The sequence below is a fragment of the Rubricoccus marinus genome (assembly GCF_002257665.1).
Taxonomy (GTDB): Bacteria; Bacteroidota; Rhodothermia; order Rhodothermales; family Rubricoccaceae; genus Rubricoccus; species Rubricoccus marinus.
In genome coordinates this window covers 3,919,362-3,935,417 of record NZ_MQWB01000001.1, presented here as the reverse complement: position 1 = coordinate 3,935,417, position 16,056 = coordinate 3,919,362, and the positions used below count along the sequence as shown (strand labels likewise).

Genomic DNA, 16,056 nt, shown 5'->3' with positions numbered 1-16,056 from the left:
AAACGGCGCGGGCGAAGCGGCTCGCGGCCTCTGGCGGAACCCACGGGCCGCGGCGTGGCTTGAACGCGCTCACCCCACAGAGCAGATCATGCGCCTCGGACGCAGCCGGAGAAGTGACAACGTTATCGACGCCAGAGGCGGCCGAGGAGGCGTAGGCAGAGGAGCCGCCATCGGATGCGGGCCGCTGATCGTGGTGGGCATCCTGGCGCTCCTGTTCGGCGCCGACCCGAGCGAGATCCTGCGGATGCTGGGCCAGCAAGGCGGCGCGACGCAGCAGGTGGAGCAGACGGCGCCCGGTCAGGCCGACGAGGCGAGCGAGTACGTCCGCCGTGTGCTCGGCGAGACCGAAGACGTGTGGGAGGACGTGTATCCCGCGGCCACAGGCCAGCCGTACCGCGAGCCCGCGCTCGTGCTCTATTCAGGAGTTTACCCGACCGCGTGCGGGACCGGCAGCTCGGCCACAGGCCCGTTCTACTGCCCCTCGGACCAGCGCGTCTACATCGACCTCTCGTTCTTCAACCAGCTCGCGCGCATGGGCGGCACGGGGGACTTCGCGCCGGCCTACGTGATCGCGCACGAGGTGGGACACCACATCCAGAACCTCACGGGCGTGCTCGCGGCGAGCCAGCGCGCCAGAGGCCGCTCGGACGTGAGCGTGGCGGTGGAGCTGCAGGCGGACTGCTACGCGGGCGTCTGGGCGCACCACGCCGACCGCGAGCGAGACGTGCTGGACGAGTCCGACGTGCAGGAAGGTCTGGACGCCGCGGCGGCTGTCGGCGACGACGCGATCCGGGGCGGGGCCGTCGCGCCGGACGCGCTCTCGCACGGCACAAGCCAGATGCGCGCCGAGTGGTTCCTGCGCGGTTTCCGCTCGGGGGACATGCGCGCCTGCGACACGTTCGGCTGAGCCTCTGGCGGCGCGCGCGGCAGGGGGTCCGCGCGCGTTCCAAACCGGAGGGGTAACGGAAAGGCATCGCAGAGATCTGCGGCTTCACGGATCGCATGGAGCAGGACCGGGTAGGATTACCACCCGGGTTTCTCTCTACCTGATGCCGCTTGTTTCCGCGCGTTACCCTGCATGCCCTCTGGAACCCCCTCTCAGCTCCACACCCGAGCGCGCGTGATCTTTCTCGCGGCGCTCGGCATGATCGCGGCCGCGTTCGCCAGCGCGATGTTCGCCGGGACGCGAGCGCCGGTACTCGTCCTCGTGCTGCTCGTCCTCGCGGCCGTTCTCTTTGCCGCCTCGGTGATGGTGCGCCGCGCCGGAGACGCCAAGCGCCGCGCGATGGAACGGGACTAGCGGCCTCTGGCGGAGCACCCGCTATTCGTCTACGAACTCGAAGTAGTGGCCCGTAGAGGAGTCGTAGTAGACGCCGAGTTCGGACATGCCCGGTCGGAAGTACGGCGAGGTGGAGTCCAGACGCGTGGCGCCCGCGGAGTCCTGGCGCGCCTGCGATGCCGGGGCACCGCTCCGGAGCGGCAGGTCGCCCGTGGCGTCTGGCCGGGGCCACGCCGCCCAGAGCGCGACGAGGAGCGCGGCGCCGGCGAGCCCCAGCGCGAGCGCGACCAGAGCGCCGCCTCTGGCGGGCCGTCGCAATAAGCTCGCGCCCGCCGATTCTTCACCCGCTGGCTGTTCCACCGCGCTCGCCTCTGGCGCCAGAGGCCGGACGGGCGCCGCGAGGCGGTACCCCGTCCCGCGGATGGTCTCGACCGCGCCCGAGCCCTCGGCGCCGAGCGCCTTGCGGAGCTCGGAGACGGCGCGCGTCAGCGCCTCATCTCCCACGACCGTCTCGCCCCAGACGGCCTCGAACAGCGCCGCGCGCGTGACGACCTCGCCCGGCGTCTCCGCCAGGACTGCCAGAACGCGCATCACGCGCGGCTCCACGTCCTGCGCTTCACCCTCGCGCACCAGCCGGTTCAGGCTCGGCACGACGACGAGGTCGCCCAGGCGGAAGGCGTCAGACGGGAGGGCGAGATCAGGCATTGGAGCAGGATACAGCGGATCTGGACCTCATCTGGAGACAATCTGGACGTTGCCATTCGCCTCTCGTCAGGCGCCCGAGGCCTCGGGCGTGGCACCCTGCGGTCCACACCACCCCCGCTCCCATGCGCTTCGTCCTTTCCGCCCTCGCCCTCCTGTTTGCCTCTGGCGCCGCTGCCCAGTCCGCCGCTCCAGATGCCCTTCCCGACTCGGTCCGCCAGAGGCTACAGATCGAGCTCACGCACCTGAAAGCGGAGGACCAGCGCGTGCGCTACATGTACGAGTACGGCACGTTCTCGCCGTGCGTGGCGGACAGCTTCCGACTGGCACTCAAGGACCTGCCGATCGAGGAGAACATCGCGCGCAGTCAGGCCCTCCAGGCCGAGGCGGACGCGCGCACGTCGCCAGAGGAGAAAGCCGCCTTGCTTCAGATCATGAACAGCACCGACGCGGCGATCCTCGCGAGGCTGCGCGAGATCATCGCCGCGCACGGATGGCCAAGCGACGAGCGCACGGGCGCCGACGCGAGCCCGGTCGTGTTTCTGCTCCACTCGCCGCATGCGATGGACGAGATGCGCGACGAGCTTCTGGCGGAGGTTGCCGCCGGCCGGCTCCCCGCCCGGGAGTTCGCGATGGCTGTAGATAAGTCGCGCAAGGTGCGCGGCGAGCGGCAGCTCTACGGAACGGGCAACGAGTTCGACGCCGAGACGCGGACCATCCTGCCACCGCGCATCGACAGCATCGAGGCCACGAACGCGGCGCGGCGCGAGATCGGTCTGGAGCCTCTGGCGGAGTACCGCATCGCGGGGCGCCAGGCTGCGGAGTAGCGCGGGCGCCAGAGGCGGATCGGGCGCGGGTGGGTAGACTCCGGGCCCGCTCCCGACACTTGCTCCCCATGCCCACCTCTGTTTCCGAGGATTACCGCAGCCGAGCGCGCCTGCTCCTGATCGCCGCCATCGTCACCGACCTCGCGGCCGTGGTGGTCCTCATGCTGCCGGTCTTCCGCGACGGCGACATCATGGCCGTGCTGCCCATCGCGCTCCCGCTGTTCATGCTGTCGGGCGCGCTGCTGGTCGCCCACATCGGGATGGCGAAAAAGGCGAAGGCTGCCGAGCACGAGGCGTAGCCTCTGGCGCCAGAGGCGTACCTCGCGCCGCGGTGGACACGGGGCGACAAGTGCGCTAACGTCCGGCATGCCCTCCCCCTCCGTCCCGACGCACCTGCTGAAAGCCGCCGTCGCGCTCGCCGCGGCCGGCGTGCTCGCGAGCCTCGGCGTCCATGTAGCATCGCTCAACGGACTGGCCGGTTCGACGGCGTTGGGGCTCACGGTCTCTGTCTGGATAGGTGCGTCGTTTGCGCCCGTCATCGGGGCCTTGATCCAACGGTCCGAAAAGGAGATCGGCCCGCTCGTTTCCGACGAGAGCACTCCAAACCCCTTCGAGTTCTTGCCGCGAGCGCTTCAGTTAAATGGATGGATGCTCCGGTTTTTGCCCATCCGGGAGCGCATCGTATTCGGGCTGTTGCTCGCGTACACGGCGGTCTGGATGGTCCGCGGGATCGCCAACGTGGTTTCTGAGCCCGACGCGGCTGGGTTTCCCCTGCCGATGGTGTCGGCGTTCTGGCTGTACTTCTCCGGCTTCAGCATGCTGTTCGGGCGCCGCCTGCTCGCGCTCCGCTCGGCGGACGCCTGACGCGGCCCGGTGCCGGTCCTCTGGCGCCAGAGGCGGGCCGGTTCGGCACAGCGCCGTAGACGGGCAAGACGCGGCGTGTACGTTGAGGCCTCACCGCGCGCCGCCTCATGAAGCTTTTCGCCCTGCTCCTCCTTCTGGCCTCTGGCGCGATGGTCCCCGCGGCGGCGCAGGGCGTCGTCGTCAACGAGGTGCTGGCCTCGAACGGCGGGACGCTCCAAGACCCGGACTTCGGCGCCTTCGCCGACTGGATCGAGGTGTACAACGCCTCTGGCGAAGCGGTGGACCTCAGCGGCGCGTCCATCACTGACGACTTCGACGAGCCCGGCAAGTGGGTCTTCCCAGACGGGACGACGCTGGACGCGGGCGCGTTTCTGCTCGTCTGGGCGGACGACGAGGACACGGCCGGGACGGCGCTGCACGCCAACTTTAAGCTCTCCGCGGGCGGCGAGCGCGTGGGCCTCTACAGCGCCTCTGGCGCTGTGATCGACACGCTCACCTTTGGCGATCAGACAGCCGACGTCTCGTACGGCCGCTACCCCGACGGCGGCATCGCGCGCGGCTATTTCGCCGTGCCTACGCCAGAGGCCGCCAACAGCGTCGCGCCCATCCGTGAAAGTGCGGAGCCGCCGGCGTTCTCGCTCGCCAGCGGCTTCTACGCCTCGGGCGCGGCGGCGGAGATCGCGGCGCCCGGCGCGACCGTTCGTTACACGCTGGACGGCACGGCGCCGACCGAGTCCTCGGCGGTCTACACCGCGCCTCTGGCGCTGGCGCAGAACACCGTGGTGCGCGCCGTCGCCTTCGCGCCCGAGCGCGAGCCCAGCCCCGTCGTCTCGCGGGCGTACTTCGTGGACGAGAGCAGCACGCTTCCCGTCGTCTCGCTCGTGACCGATCCGGCGGGCTTTTTCAGCGACCAGGACGGCATCTACGTGGAGGGCACCAACGGCATCCCCGGGCGGTGCCGGGACTACCCGGTCAACTGGAATCAAGACTGGGAGCGTCCGGTGCACCTCACCTATTTCGAGCCCGACGGCGCGGGCGGCCACACCCTCGCGCTGGAGCAGGGCGCCGGCGTCCAGATCTTTGGCGGGTGCAGCCGGATCTACCCGCAGAAGTCGCTCACGCTGCGCGCCCGCTCCGAGTACGGCGCCTCGGACTTCGCGCACCGCTTCTTCCCCGAGTTGGACATCGACAGCTTCGATGACCTCATCCTCCGCTCCTCGGCGCAGGACTGGTGGCGGACCATGTTCCGCGACGGCATGATCCAGACGCTCACGCGCCACATGGACCTGGACGGGCAGGCCTACCGCCCGACGGTTGTGTTCCTCAACGGCGAGTACTGGGGCATCCACAACCTGCGCGAAAAGCTGAACGAGGACTACCTCGCAGCCCACTACGACGTGAGCGACGACGAAGTGGAGATCATCGAGGGCACCTGGGGCGGGCAATCCGAGCACTACGACGCCTTCGACGACTTCCTGGACACCGCCGACCTGACCACGCCAGAGGCCTGGGCCGAGGTGGAGGCCAACATCGATGTGGACCAGTACACGGACTACCTCGTCGCGGAGATCTATTCCGCGAATGCGGACTGGCCCGGCAACAACCTCAAGCTGTGGCGGGAGCAGGCGCCCGGCGGCCGCTGGCGCTGGATGCTCTACGACACCGACTTCGGCTTCGGCGGCAACGCCAACGGGCAGTACGACAGCAACACGCTCGCGCTCGCGGCAGAGCCCAACGGGACGGGCTGGCCCAACCCGCCGTGGTCCACCAAGCTGTTCCGCCGGCTGCTCACCAACGACGGCTTCCGCCACACGTTTATCCAGCGCATGGCCGCGCACGCCAGCACCACGTTCGAGCCCCAGCGCGCGCTCGCCACCATCGACAGCCTGCAGGCGGCCATCGCGCCGGAGGTGCCGCGTCACAAAACGCGCTGGCCGCAGTCGATCTCGTTCGGCCCCAGCTGGGACGCCCTTGTCGGCATCATGCGCGACTTCTCGACGGCCCGGCCTCTAGCGATGCGCAGCTTTGTCACCAACCACTTCGGCGAGGTGGTGGGCGCCGCGCGCCTGACCCTCACGACGACGCCTGGCGGGCGCGTTTTCGCCGAGGGCGTGCCCATGGCGCCGCTCCGGCTGGACGGCACGCCAGAGGCGCATTCCAGCGCGGCCTCTGGCGACGTCTTCGCGCCCATCTTCTACCGCGGCGTCCCGCTGGAGCTGGTGGCGGTCCCGGACGAGGGCTACGTGTTCGCGGGCTGGTCCGGCTTGGTGGAGACGAGCGCGGACACGGTCTCGGTCGTGCTCACCGAGTCCACCTCGCTCACGGCCACCTTCGCACTCTCCACCGACGTCGACGCGGCAGCGCCAGAGGCCTCGGCCCTGCGCGCGGTGTATCCCAACCCGGCCTCTGGCGCGGTAACGGTCGAGACCACGCTCGGCGCGCCGGGCGAGCTCTCGGTTCGGGTGCTGGACATGCTCGGCCGCGAGGTCATGGTCCTCGCCAGAGGCCCCGCCGCCGCCGGGCCGCATCGGCTCTCTCTGGACGCAGGCGCGCTTCCCGCGGGCGTGTACTCCATCCTCATGACCTCCGAAGACTTCCGCGCGACGCGGCGGCTGGTGGTGGCGCGGTAGCTCCCCGGCGACCGGAGCCTCTGGCGCCAGAGGCCGCCTGCGGAACTCGCTTTGCGGCGTGTACCGTAGCATGGGCGCCTCTCCGATCCCGCCCGCTGCCATGCCCGCCCCATCCCGCGCCGAGGAGGAAGCCATCGCCACCGTCCGCGCCTTTCCTGGCCGAGGGGTTTACCGGGATTGGAACGGGGCCCAACGAGTACTTCGCCACGCGAGACGCCATGGGCGAGCTCTTCGAGCGCGAAAAGGCGGCGATGCCCGATCCGCCGGCGTCGTTTGGCCTGACGTGGGTGGACGCGCGGACGCTCCGGCCCGACTTGATCGCGGTCAACTGCCAGATCCGCTCGGAGGTCGTCGCGGGCGGCGTGACGCACGTGATCCAGCCCCGGAGCTCGTACCTGCTGGAACGTCAGGACGGCCTCTGGCGGATCGTGCACATGCACTTCTCGACGCCGGACGCGCGCCACGAGGATGGGGACACGCTTCGAGACGCGCTCCAGCGCCGGAACGAGGCGCTGGAACGCGAGGTCGCCGAGCGGACCGCCGAGTTGGAGCGGTCGCTCGCAGACCTCAGGGCGGCGCAGGGGCGGCTGATCCAGAGCGAGAAGATGGCCTCACTCGGAGAGCTCACGGCCGGCATCGCGCACGAGATCAAGAACCCGCTCAACTTCGTCACCAACTTCGCCGGCCTCTCGCGGGAGCTCATGGAGGAGTTGGAGGAGGAGACCGACCCGGAGGAGCGCGAAGCGATCTTCGCCGACCTCAAGACCAACGCCGCCAAGATCGAGGAGCACGGCCGCCGCGCCGACGGCATCGTGCGCGCCATGATGGCGCACGCCAGAGGCGGCGCGGGCCACCTCCAGACCACCGACGTCAACGCCCTCGCGCGGGAGTACGCCGACCACGCGCTCCACGCGATGAAGGTGCGCCACCCGACGTTCAGCCCCATCCTCACCTTCGACCTCGCGGCGGACGCCGGGAGCGCGGAGATGGCGCCGCAGGAGATTGGCCGCGTGCTCGTCAACCTCGTCGACAACGCGCTCGGCGCCGTGCGCCAGCGGGCCTCTGGCGCCATGGCGGGCTACGCGCCGGCGGTCACCGTCTCCACGCGCCGGACGGCCTCTGGCGTCGAGATCCGCGTCGCGGACAACGGACCGGGCATGGCGCCAGAGGTGCGCGCCAAGGTGTTCGAGCCGTTTTTCACCACGAAGCCGGCAGGCGAGGGGACCGGCCTCGGGCTCAGCCTGAGCCACGACATCGTTGCGCAGGGGCACGGCGGGTCGCTGACGGTGGAGAGCGCCCAGGGCGTCGGGACGACGTTCACCGTCCGTCTGCCGCTGACCTGACCACGCCTCCGGCGCCAGAGGCCTCTGGCGCTACGCCCGCCGCGCCGACTCCGCGCGCCTCGTCGCCCACTCCAGCGCGAGCAGCAGACCAGCAAAGGCGGCGACGTTGATCAGCCCGACCAGGGTGGCGCTGACGAAGAACGCGCCGCTGTCGCCCGGCCCGGCCGAAGCGGGGATCAGCCAGTGGTAGAGCGTGTGGACGACCTCCGCGAGAAGGCTGCTCGCGAGCCCTGCGACTCCGACGGCGGCGAGCAGGCGCGGCATCGGTGCGGACCGCATCGCCCAGAAGGCCGCACCCATGCCGAGGACGGACACCAGCATGACGCCTGACGTACCGAGGACCGCCAGGACGGCGAGCAGGATCAGCCCGGCGACGGCGACGCGGTCTCTCATGGCGTGTCTGTGTTTGGGGTGACGGAGGATACAGAGCCTCCGGTTCGGCCTCTCCTCCAGTGGGCGAAGTAGCCTCGCCAGAGGCCTCTGGCGCTACCGTCGCCGCTTGGTCCGCGCCGTGGCGGTGGCCGTGAGTGGGTCCTCCGGCCACGGGTGCTTGGGGTAGCGCCCGCGCAGGTCCTTCCGCACGTCGAAGTAGCCCTCGCGCCAGAAGCTCGCGAGATCCGTCGTCACCTGGACGGGGCGCCGGGCGGGGCTGAGGAGGTGCATCACGACGGGCACGCGGCCACCCAGCACGCGCGGCGTGTCCTCCATGCCGAACGTCTCCTGCAGCTTCACCGCCAGGACGGGAGCCTCTGGCGTGGAGTAGTCCAGCGCGATGTTGGCGCCAGAGGCCACGGGCAGCCGCTCCGGCGCGAGGCGGTCGAGGTCGCGGCGGCGGTCCCATGGGATGAGGGCGTCGAGCGCGGTGTGGAGGTCGGCGCGCGCAAGGTCGCCGAGGGATTTGGCACCTCTGGCGAAGGGCGCGAGCCAGTCAGAGAGCGAGTCGAGAAGCGAGTCGTCGGACACGTCCGGCCACGCTGATTTCCCGGACGCCTCTGGCGCGGCATCGTCGTGGAAAAACAGGAACGCCAGCCTCTGGCGGAGGCGCGTGGCCTCTTTGCTCCAGCGCAGCGCGCCGAGGCCTCGGGCGCGGACGCCGTCCCACAGCGCGGCCTGCACGGCCTCGGGGTCCGGCTTCGCCAGAGGCCCTTCGGAGAGGATGAGCGCGCCCAGCCGCTCCACCTTCCGCGCGCTCACGCGGCCCCCGTCATCGTCCCACGCGACGACGCTCTCGCGGATGATCTGGTCCGCGAACAATTCCTCTAGGTCCTCTGGCGCCAGAGGCGCGGCGAGAAAGATGCGCGCGGCACCGACGCGGTCGTCCAGCGACGCGACCGCGAGCCACTCGTGGTCCGCCAGAGGATCGGTCGCGGGCAGGATGGCGGTGTGGCCTTCGCGCAGACGGTAGCGGACCTCGCGCGGGGTCTCGGCGGTGCGCTGCGCCACGCGGTCGGGGTAGGCGAGCGCGAGGACGCGGCCGGCGTCGCGGGTGTCGGCGTGGCCTCTGGGTGCGGATGCCAGCCGTTGCAGGCGGCCGGCCTCCTTTCGCGCGGCGTGCAAGGCGCCTCTGGCGACCGAGAGGCCGCGGAACGACCGCAGCGCATCGCGCGATCGGAGCGCGTCGAGACGCAGGCCCAGGTCGGCGTCGGGCGCTTTGGGTCCGGATGAGCGCAGGATGTCGCGCTCGCCCAGGATGGCCGCCACGTCCGCCGCCAGAGGCGAACCGGACGCGATCAGCATGTGCGCCAAGCGCGGGTGGACCGGGAGGCGCGCCATCGCGCGGCCGTGGTCGGTGAGCGCGCCCGCGTCGTCCAGCGCGCCGAGCATCCGCAAGAGGCCTCTGGCGGTCTCGAACTGCGTCTCGGGCGGCGGGTCCAGCCAGCGGAGTTCGTCGGGCGCGGCGCCCCAACTCGCGAGATCGAGCGCCAGAGGCGCCAAGTCGGCGCGGAGGATCTCGGGCGGCGCGAAGTCCTGCAAGGCGGCGGTCTCGGCCTCGCTCCACAGCCTGTAGGCCACGCCAGGGGCCGTTCGTCCGGCGCGGCCGCGGCGCTGGTCGGCCTCTGCACGGCTCACGCGGACAGTTTCCAGCCGCTGCATCCCGGTCGCGGGCGAGAACCGCGGGCGCCGCGCGAGCCCGGCATCCACGACCGCCACGACGCCGTCGATGGTCAGGCTCGTCTCGGCGATGCTCGTCGCGAGGACGACCTTCCGCCTCTGGCGCGGCGCGGGCGCCACGGCCGCGTCCTGTTCGGCGGGCGGGAGCGCGCCGTAGAGCGCGTGCAGGTCCACGTCGCGCGGCAGGCCTCGGGCGAGGATCTCCTCTGTCTGGCGGATCTCGCCCGCCCCGGGCAGAAACGCGAGCACGCCGGTCCCTGCGCCAGAGGCGCCCTCGCTCAGCGCGCGATGCACCGCGGCTGCGACGGCCTCTGGCGTCCGCCGGCGATCCTGCGGCGGCCCGAGGTGCACGGTCTCGACCGGAAACGCGCGGCCCTCGGCGGTGATGATGGGCGCGAGAGAGGAGGGATGCGGGATGCGGGATAAAGAAGGATGCGGGGATGCGGAGCCGCCAGAGGCCGTATTTGCGACGGGCGACGGGCCGCTGACCCCTTCCCCGAGCAGTTTTGCGAACCGCTCCCCGTCCAGCGTGGCGCTCATCGCGAGGATCCACAGGTCCGGCCGCAGGAGCTCGCGGGCCTGGATCGCTAGGGCGAGCCCGAGGTCGCCGGCCAGGCTCCGCTCGTGGACCTCGTCGAAGACGACCGCGCCAACGCCGTCCAGGCCGGGGTCTGCCAGCAGCATCCGCGTCAGGATGCCCTCGGTGACGACCTCGATGCGCGTCGCGCCAGAGGTCTGGCTCTCGCCGCGCACGCGGTAGCCGACGGTCTGGCCCACGCTCTCGCCCCTCTCGAACGCCATGCGCCGCGCCGCGGCCCGCGCGGCCAGCCGCCGTGGCTCCAGCACGAGGATGCGTCCCCGGACCGCACCGAGCAGCGCCGGCGGCACGCGCGTGGTCTTGCCCGCGCCCGGGGGCGCCTGCAGCACGGCCGTCCGCCTCTGGCGCAGCGCCGCCAGAAGCTCTGGCAGAACAGCGTCGACGGGGAGCGGGGAAGGAGGGCGGGACACGTCGTAAGATCGGGCCGTCGCCGCGCCAGAGGCGCCCCACAACCGACGGGCCTCTGGCGCGTTGCACCTTAGCTCCACGCCCCCCTCTATGCTCAAGTCCCGTCGTCTCCGCGCGTTTTGGGCACGTTACGTGATGCCCTTGTCGCAGGAACGCGATGTCGGGTTCTGCACGACCCTCACGGCCGCCTCTCATGACGGTCTCCGCGTCGTCGGCTCGTTCGGCTTGCTCACTCTTGTCGCCTACGCGCTCGCGCGCCTGGTCTCGGCGATCGCGACGGGCACGATGATGGACGAGCTCGCGGCAGGGTTCGGAGACGTGCTCTCGGACAAGCTGTTCGTGCTCGCCATCGCGGCGGTCTTCCTGTTCCTGGCCCGGTTCGACCTCTCGCTCCGCACCGTGCGCGTGCTCATGGCCGTGTTCGTGCTCACGGCCGGCGTCTTCCTCGTCTACGACGACTTCCTCCGGGGCGACTTCAACCTCACGGCGGGGTGGCTCGCGCTGCTGCTCCTCCTCGTGGCGGGCGCGGTCCCGCTCCAGCCCATCCAGACCCTCCTGCTCGGCCTGGGCCTCACGGCCATCCACACCGCGTTCGCCATCCAGCCCGCCGCAGACGGCACGCCCTTCGGCGGCGAAATCCGGCGGTTCGTGTTCCTCCTCCTCGTCACGTTTGTCGCGACGGCCGTGGAGAGCGCGCTCTACCAAGGGCGCCATGCGCAGTACCGCGGCAAGCGGAAGCTGGAGCGCCTGCGGCACCTCCTCACCACGCAGAACACGCGGCTCGCGCTGCAGGCGCGCGCCGTCGAGAACCAGAACGCGCGGTTGGAGGACCAGGCCGAAAAGCTGGAAGCGCAGCAAAAGCAGCTCGTGCAGCAGGAGAAGATGGCGAGCCTGGGGCAGCTCACCGGCGGCATCGCGCACGAGCTCAAGAACCCCCTCAACTTCATCACCAACTTCGCCGGCCTCTCGGTCGAGCTGTTGGAGGAGTTCCGCGAGGAAATGGTCGAGGACCCGTCCCGGCCCGTCGGGGAAGCGCTCGAAGCGTCCGGCGACATCCTGGATGACCTCTCTACCAACGCCGAGAAGATCCGCGAGCACGGCCGTCGCGCCGACGGCATCATCCGGAGCATGCTCGCGCACTCCCGCTCGCGCCCTGGCCCGCGCCGCCTCGCCCGCATCAACACGCTCCTAGACGAGTACGTCGGCCTGGCGTACCACGGCATGCGCGCCGAGCACCAGTCGTTCAACGTCGAGATCGTGCGCGACTTCGACGACGCCGTGGGCGAACTCGCTATCGTGCCCGAGGAGTTGGGCCGCGTGTTCCTCAACGTGCTGGACAACGCGTTCGCAGCCACGCGCAAGCACGCCGAGGCGTCCGAAGAACCCTACGAGGCCCGCGTACGGATCGCGACCCAGGCGCTGGCCTCTGGCGGCGTGGAGATCCGCGTGGAGGACAACGGGCCCGGCATCCCGCCCGAGATCCGCGACCAGATCTTCCAGCCGTTTTTCACCACCAAGCCGACTGGCGAGGGCACCGGCCTCGGCCTCTCGCTTTCCTACGAGATCGTGGTCAACGGCCACAGCGGCGAGTTCGACATCGAGGACGCGCCCGGCGGCGGCGCCGCGTTCGTGATCCGCCTCCCCCACGCCGACGAGCAGGAGCGCGACGATGCCGCCCTCGCGGCGCTCGCCGCCCAGCGCCGGTAGGCACAGAAAGCCCGGAGCCGCACCCCGGCGCGCGCCAGAGGCCCGGACCCGAAGCCTCTGGCGCGCGTGAGAGGACGCGCCCCCTTCTCCGCGCTTCTGTGTCCGATCCCGCTCTCTCCGCCGCCCTCGATTCCGGCCTCACGCCCTCCCTCGCGCTCCGCAACGCCCTCGCCGAGCGCCTCGTGATGGATGTCGCGCAGGAACGCTACGGCGCCGAGGTCACCGACCTCGCCCAGCAGCTCCTGGCGCAATCCCGTGAGAAGGGGACGGACGGCTTCGACGCCCTCGCCAAACCCCTGGCGGAGGCGAGCGTGGAAGAGATCGCGGGCCTCTTGCGCACGCTCACGGCGTACTTCCACCTCGTCAACAAGTCGGAGCAGCACGAGATCGTGCGCGTCAACCGGAAGCGAGCGCAGAACGCGACGCCAGAGGCCCCGCGCCGCGAGTCCATCGCGGACGCGGTCCACCAGCTGAAAGAAGCGGGCGCCAGCCGCGAGCAGGCGCTGGAGTGGGTGCGGAGCCTGGACATCCAGCCGACCCTCACGGCGCACCCGACCGAGGCGCGGCGCCGGACGGTCCTGCTCCACCAGGGCGAGGCCGCGCGGCTCTTGGACGCGCTCGGCGACGACGACCTGACGCCGGCCGAACGCGACGACGCCCGCGAGGGGCTCATGAACCGCCTCCGCCTGCTTCTGGCGACCGACGAGGTCCGCACCAACGCCGTCACCGTCGAGGACGAGGTGCGCAACGGCCTCTACTTCGTCGCGACGACGATCTGGGACGTGATCCCGAGCATCCACCGCGACCTCCGCCGCGCCTTCCGCGAGGCCTACGGGGAGGAGGAAGGGGGCAGTAGCCAGTTGGCAGTGGCAGAAGCGGCCTCTGGCGCCAGAGGCGAGGATTCTTCCAATCCCCAGTCCCCAGACCCCAGTCCCTCCACGTTCGGCCCCATCGTGCGCTACCGCTCGTGGATCGGTGGCGACCGCGACGGCAACCCGTACGTCACGCCAGAGGTCACGGCCTGGACCCTCCGCGCGCACCGCGAGGACGCGCTCCGCCTCCACCGCCGCGCGCTCGACGAGGTGCGCCTGGAGCTCAGCGTCAGCGACCGGCAGGCTGAGATGCCCGACGCCCTGCGCGAGTCCATCGACGCCGACCGCGAGGTGGTGCGCTTGGACGACCGCCGCTGGCGCCAGAATGAGCACGAGCCGATCCGGCTCAAGCTGCTCCTCATGGCCGCCAAGATCGACGGGCTTCTGGCGGGCGACGACCTCGACTACGACGCCAGAGGCTACCGGCAGGACCTCGCGCTGATTGCCGACTCGCTCCACGCCGCGGGCCTCGGGCCTCTGGCGGAAAACGGCGCCCTCGCGGATCTGCGCGTCCGCGCCGATGCCTTCGGCTTCCACCTCGCCGCGCTCGACCTCCGGCAGCACAGCCGCCTCCACGAGGAGTCCGTAGCGGCGCTGCTCGCGCACGCGGGTGTCGCGGAGGACTACGCGAGTCTGGGTGAGGCGGAGCGCGTCGAGATCCTGACGCAGGAACTCCTCACCGGCCGGCCTCTGGCGCGAGAGGCCGACGACCTCGGCGAGAGCGCGGCAAGCGTGCTGGGCTCCATGCGCGTGGCGCGAGAGGCCGGCGAGGAGGCGCTCAACGTCTACATCATCTCCATGACCGACGCCGTGAGCGACGTGCTGGAGGTCCTGCTCCTCGCCAAGGAAGCAGGCCTCTGGCGCCGCCACGCCGACGGAACCGTCGAGAGCGCGCTCGACGTGGCGCCGCTGCTCGAAACGGTCGCGGATCTGGAAGCGGGCGAGGCGCTCTTGGGCGAGCTGTTCGAGCACCCCGTCTACGCCGCGCACCTCCGCGCCAGAGGCGGCATGCAGGAGGTCATGCTGGGCTACTCGGACTCCAACAAGGACGGCGGCTACCTCGCGGCGAACTGGGCGCTGCACAAAGCGCAGGGCTCGGTCGCGCGGGCGTGCGCGAAGGCGGGCGTGCGGCTGCGGCTGTTCCACGGACGAGGCGGGACGGTCGGCCGCGGCGGAGGCCGCGCGGGCCAGGCCATCCGCGCGATCCCGAACGAGGCCCAAACGGGCGCGATCCGGTTTACCGAGCAGGGCGAGGTCATCTCGTTCCGCTACTCGCTGCGCGGCATCGCGCACCGGCACTTGGAGCAGATCGTCCACGCCCAGCTCTTGGCTGTGGCCGATGCGGCGCGGAAGCCGGAGGAGAACCTCCCGCCAGAGGTCACCGCGCTCATGGACCGCCTCGCGGGCCGCTCCATGGAGACCTACCGCGCGATGGTGGACCACCCCGACTTCTGGCCGTGGTACCTCGCGGCCACCCCCATCGAGCACATCGCGGGGCTGAGCATCGCGTCCCGGCCCGTCTCGCGGAAGGGTGCCGCGACGCTGGACTTCGCCGGCATCCGCGCCATCCCGTGGGTCTTCGCATGGACCCAACCGCGCATGACCGCGCCCGGCTGGTTCGGCGCCGGGACGGCCTTTGCCGAAGCGCTCTCCGACGGCGAACTCGACACGCTCCGCGGCCTGCACGACCGGTGGTTGTTCTTCCGCGCGATCGTCGCCAACGCCCGCCGCGAGCTGGGCCGCGCGCGGCTCCCCGTCTCGCGCCTCTACAACGCGCTCGGCGAGGCCTCTGGCGCCAGCGGCGCTCCCTTTGAAACGGTCGAAGTGGAGGCGAGCAAGACCGAGATGGCCCTGCTGCGCGTGTCGACGATGGACGACCTCTTAGAAGACAGCCGCGCCATCGCCGCGACCGTCCGCTACCGCAACCCGGCAACCGACGTGCTCAACCTCGCGCAGCTCGAACTCATGCGCCGCTGGCGCGAGACGCCAGAGGCCTCGGACGACGCGGACCTCCGCACGGCGCTGTTCCTGTCCATCAACGGCATCGCCGCGGCCATGCAGAGCACGGGGTAGCCTCTGGCGCCAGAGGCGATTAGGCAAGGAAGGGGTGGCAGCCGGCACGTTAGGTTGAGCGGTCCTTATTCCGCTTTCCCTATGCCGGCTCGTCTCCCCCTCGTTCTGCTCGCCCTCTTTTGCTTCATCGCGGGGTGCTCCATGAGCCGCGTCCCCGCCGAGAAAGGCATCGGGGAAACGGCGCCGGACCTCGACCTCACCGACGTGTGGACCGGCGAGACTCTCGCACTCGCCGACTTCCGTGGTCGTGACGTGCTGCTCAACGTCTGGGCCACGTGGTGCGGCCCGTGCCGCCGCGAGATGCCCGCGCTGGACAGCCTCCAACGCGAGCGGCCGGAAACGCTCGTCGTGATCCACGCGAGCTCCGAGGACATCAACACCATTATCGACTGGACCGTGGACGTGCCTACAGGCAACCGCCACACCCGGGTAGAGCGGGAGGACCTCCGTGGCGCCTACGCCGCCGCATACTCCATCAAGCCGGTCACGTTCGTCATCGGTCGAGACGGCACGTTGCGTGCGCGGCTCGTCGGCGCGGAGACGCTGCAAGGCTTCCGCGAGGCGCTCGGCGGCTAAACACGCCTCTGGCGCCAGAGGCCGCCCTGTGATGGGGGGACAGATCGGCCGGCGAAGAGGCAGGC

At 70.8% G+C, this 16,056-nt stretch carries 13 protein-coding genes; 10 read left to right on the top strand and 3 right to left on the bottom strand.

Annotated features, from left to right (window positions below; translation table 11 throughout):
- Nucleotides 1-88 precede the first annotated feature (88 nt).
- Both ypfJ and BSZ36_RS16705 read left to right on the top strand, forming a co-directional pair.
- Nucleotides 89-907 carry a KPN_02809 family neutral zinc metallopeptidase gene (ypfJ, locus tag BSZ36_RS16710; protein WP_094551019.1) on the top strand — a complete coding sequence of 273 codons (819 nt, stop codon included), beginning with the start codon at nt 89-91 and terminating at the stop codon, nt 905-907.
- A 171-nt stretch (nt 908-1,078) separates the two neighbouring features.
- Nucleotides 1,079-1,300, top strand: coding sequence for a hypothetical protein (locus tag BSZ36_RS16705; RefSeq protein WP_094551017.1), 222 nt, complete (start codon nt 1,079-1,081; stop codon nt 1,298-1,300).
- A gap of 21 nt (nt 1,301-1,321) precedes the next feature.
- On the opposite strand, the gene BSZ36_RS16700 is transcribed toward BSZ36_RS16705, so the two are convergent.
- Nucleotides 1,322-1,984 carry a winged helix-turn-helix domain-containing protein gene (locus BSZ36_RS16700; protein WP_094551015.1) on the bottom strand — a complete coding sequence of 221 codons (663 nt, stop codon included), beginning with the start codon at nt 1,982-1,984 and terminating at the stop codon, nt 1,322-1,324.
- Nucleotides 1,985-2,106: 122 nt separating this feature from the next.
- Between BSZ36_RS16700 and BSZ36_RS16695 the strand changes: the two genes are divergently transcribed.
- The 5 genes from BSZ36_RS16695 (at nt 2,107) to BSZ36_RS19910 (ending at nt 7,645) form a co-directional block, all read left to right on the top strand.
- Nucleotides 2,107-2,808 (top strand): DUF6624 domain-containing protein, encoded by a 702-nt coding sequence (locus BSZ36_RS16695; RefSeq protein ID WP_094551013.1) that lies wholly within the window; start codon nt 2,107-2,109, stop codon nt 2,806-2,808.
- 68 nt (nt 2,809-2,876) lie between these two features.
- Entirely contained in the window at nt 2,877-3,107 is a 231-nt protein-coding gene (locus BSZ36_RS16690) for a hypothetical protein (RefSeq protein WP_094551011.1), read from the top strand.
- 67 nt (nt 3,108-3,174) lie between these two features.
- Nucleotides 3,175-3,672: a hypothetical protein gene (locus BSZ36_RS16685; protein WP_094551009.1), complete on the top strand. Its 498-nt coding sequence runs from the start codon at nt 3,175-3,177 to the stop codon at nt 3,670-3,672.
- A 107-nt stretch (nt 3,673-3,779) separates the two neighbouring features.
- Nucleotides 3,780-6,302: a CotH kinase family protein gene (locus tag BSZ36_RS16680; protein WP_094551007.1), complete on the top strand. Its 2,523-nt coding sequence runs from the start codon at nt 3,780-3,782 to the stop codon at nt 6,300-6,302.
- A gap of 20 nt (nt 6,303-6,322) precedes the next feature.
- Entirely contained in the window at nt 6,323-7,645 is a 1,323-nt protein-coding gene (locus tag BSZ36_RS19910) for a sensor histidine kinase (RefSeq protein WP_245837512.1), read from the top strand.
- A gap of 30 nt (nt 7,646-7,675) precedes the next feature.
- Here the strand turns inward: BSZ36_RS19910 and BSZ36_RS16665 are convergent, their stop codons facing one another.
- Both BSZ36_RS16665 and hrpB read right to left on the bottom strand, forming a co-directional pair.
- The gene (locus tag BSZ36_RS16665) at nt 7,676-8,038 is read right to left on the bottom strand and encodes a hypothetical protein (RefSeq protein ID WP_094551005.1); all 363 of its coding nucleotides are present in this window, start codon (nt 8,036-8,038) and stop codon (nt 7,676-7,678) included.
- A 93-nt stretch (nt 8,039-8,131) separates the two neighbouring features.
- Entirely contained in the window at nt 8,132-10,861 is a 2,730-nt protein-coding gene (gene hrpB, locus BSZ36_RS16660; protein ID WP_218827719.1) for an ATP-dependent helicase HrpB, read from the bottom strand.
- A 37-nt stretch (nt 10,862-10,898) separates the two neighbouring features.
- On the opposite strand from hrpB, the gene BSZ36_RS16655 reads away from it, so the two are divergent.
- The 3 genes from BSZ36_RS16655 (at nt 10,899) to BSZ36_RS16645 (ending at nt 15,991) form a co-directional block, all read left to right on the top strand.
- Nucleotides 10,899-12,470, top strand: a complete 1,572-nt coding sequence (locus tag BSZ36_RS16655) for a sensor histidine kinase (RefSeq protein ID WP_179271241.1) — start codon at nt 10,899-10,901, stop codon at nt 12,468-12,470.
- 98 nt (nt 12,471-12,568) lie between these two features.
- Nucleotides 12,569-15,415, top strand: a complete 2,847-nt coding sequence (locus BSZ36_RS16650; protein WP_094550998.1) for a phosphoenolpyruvate carboxylase — start codon at nt 12,569-12,571, stop codon at nt 15,413-15,415.
- 141 nt (nt 15,416-15,556) lie between these two features.
- Nucleotides 15,557-15,991 carry a TlpA family protein disulfide reductase gene (locus BSZ36_RS16645; RefSeq protein ID WP_245837493.1) on the top strand — a complete coding sequence of 145 codons (435 nt, stop codon included), beginning with the start codon at nt 15,557-15,559 and terminating at the stop codon, nt 15,989-15,991.
- Nucleotides 15,992-16,056 lie beyond the last annotated feature (65 nt).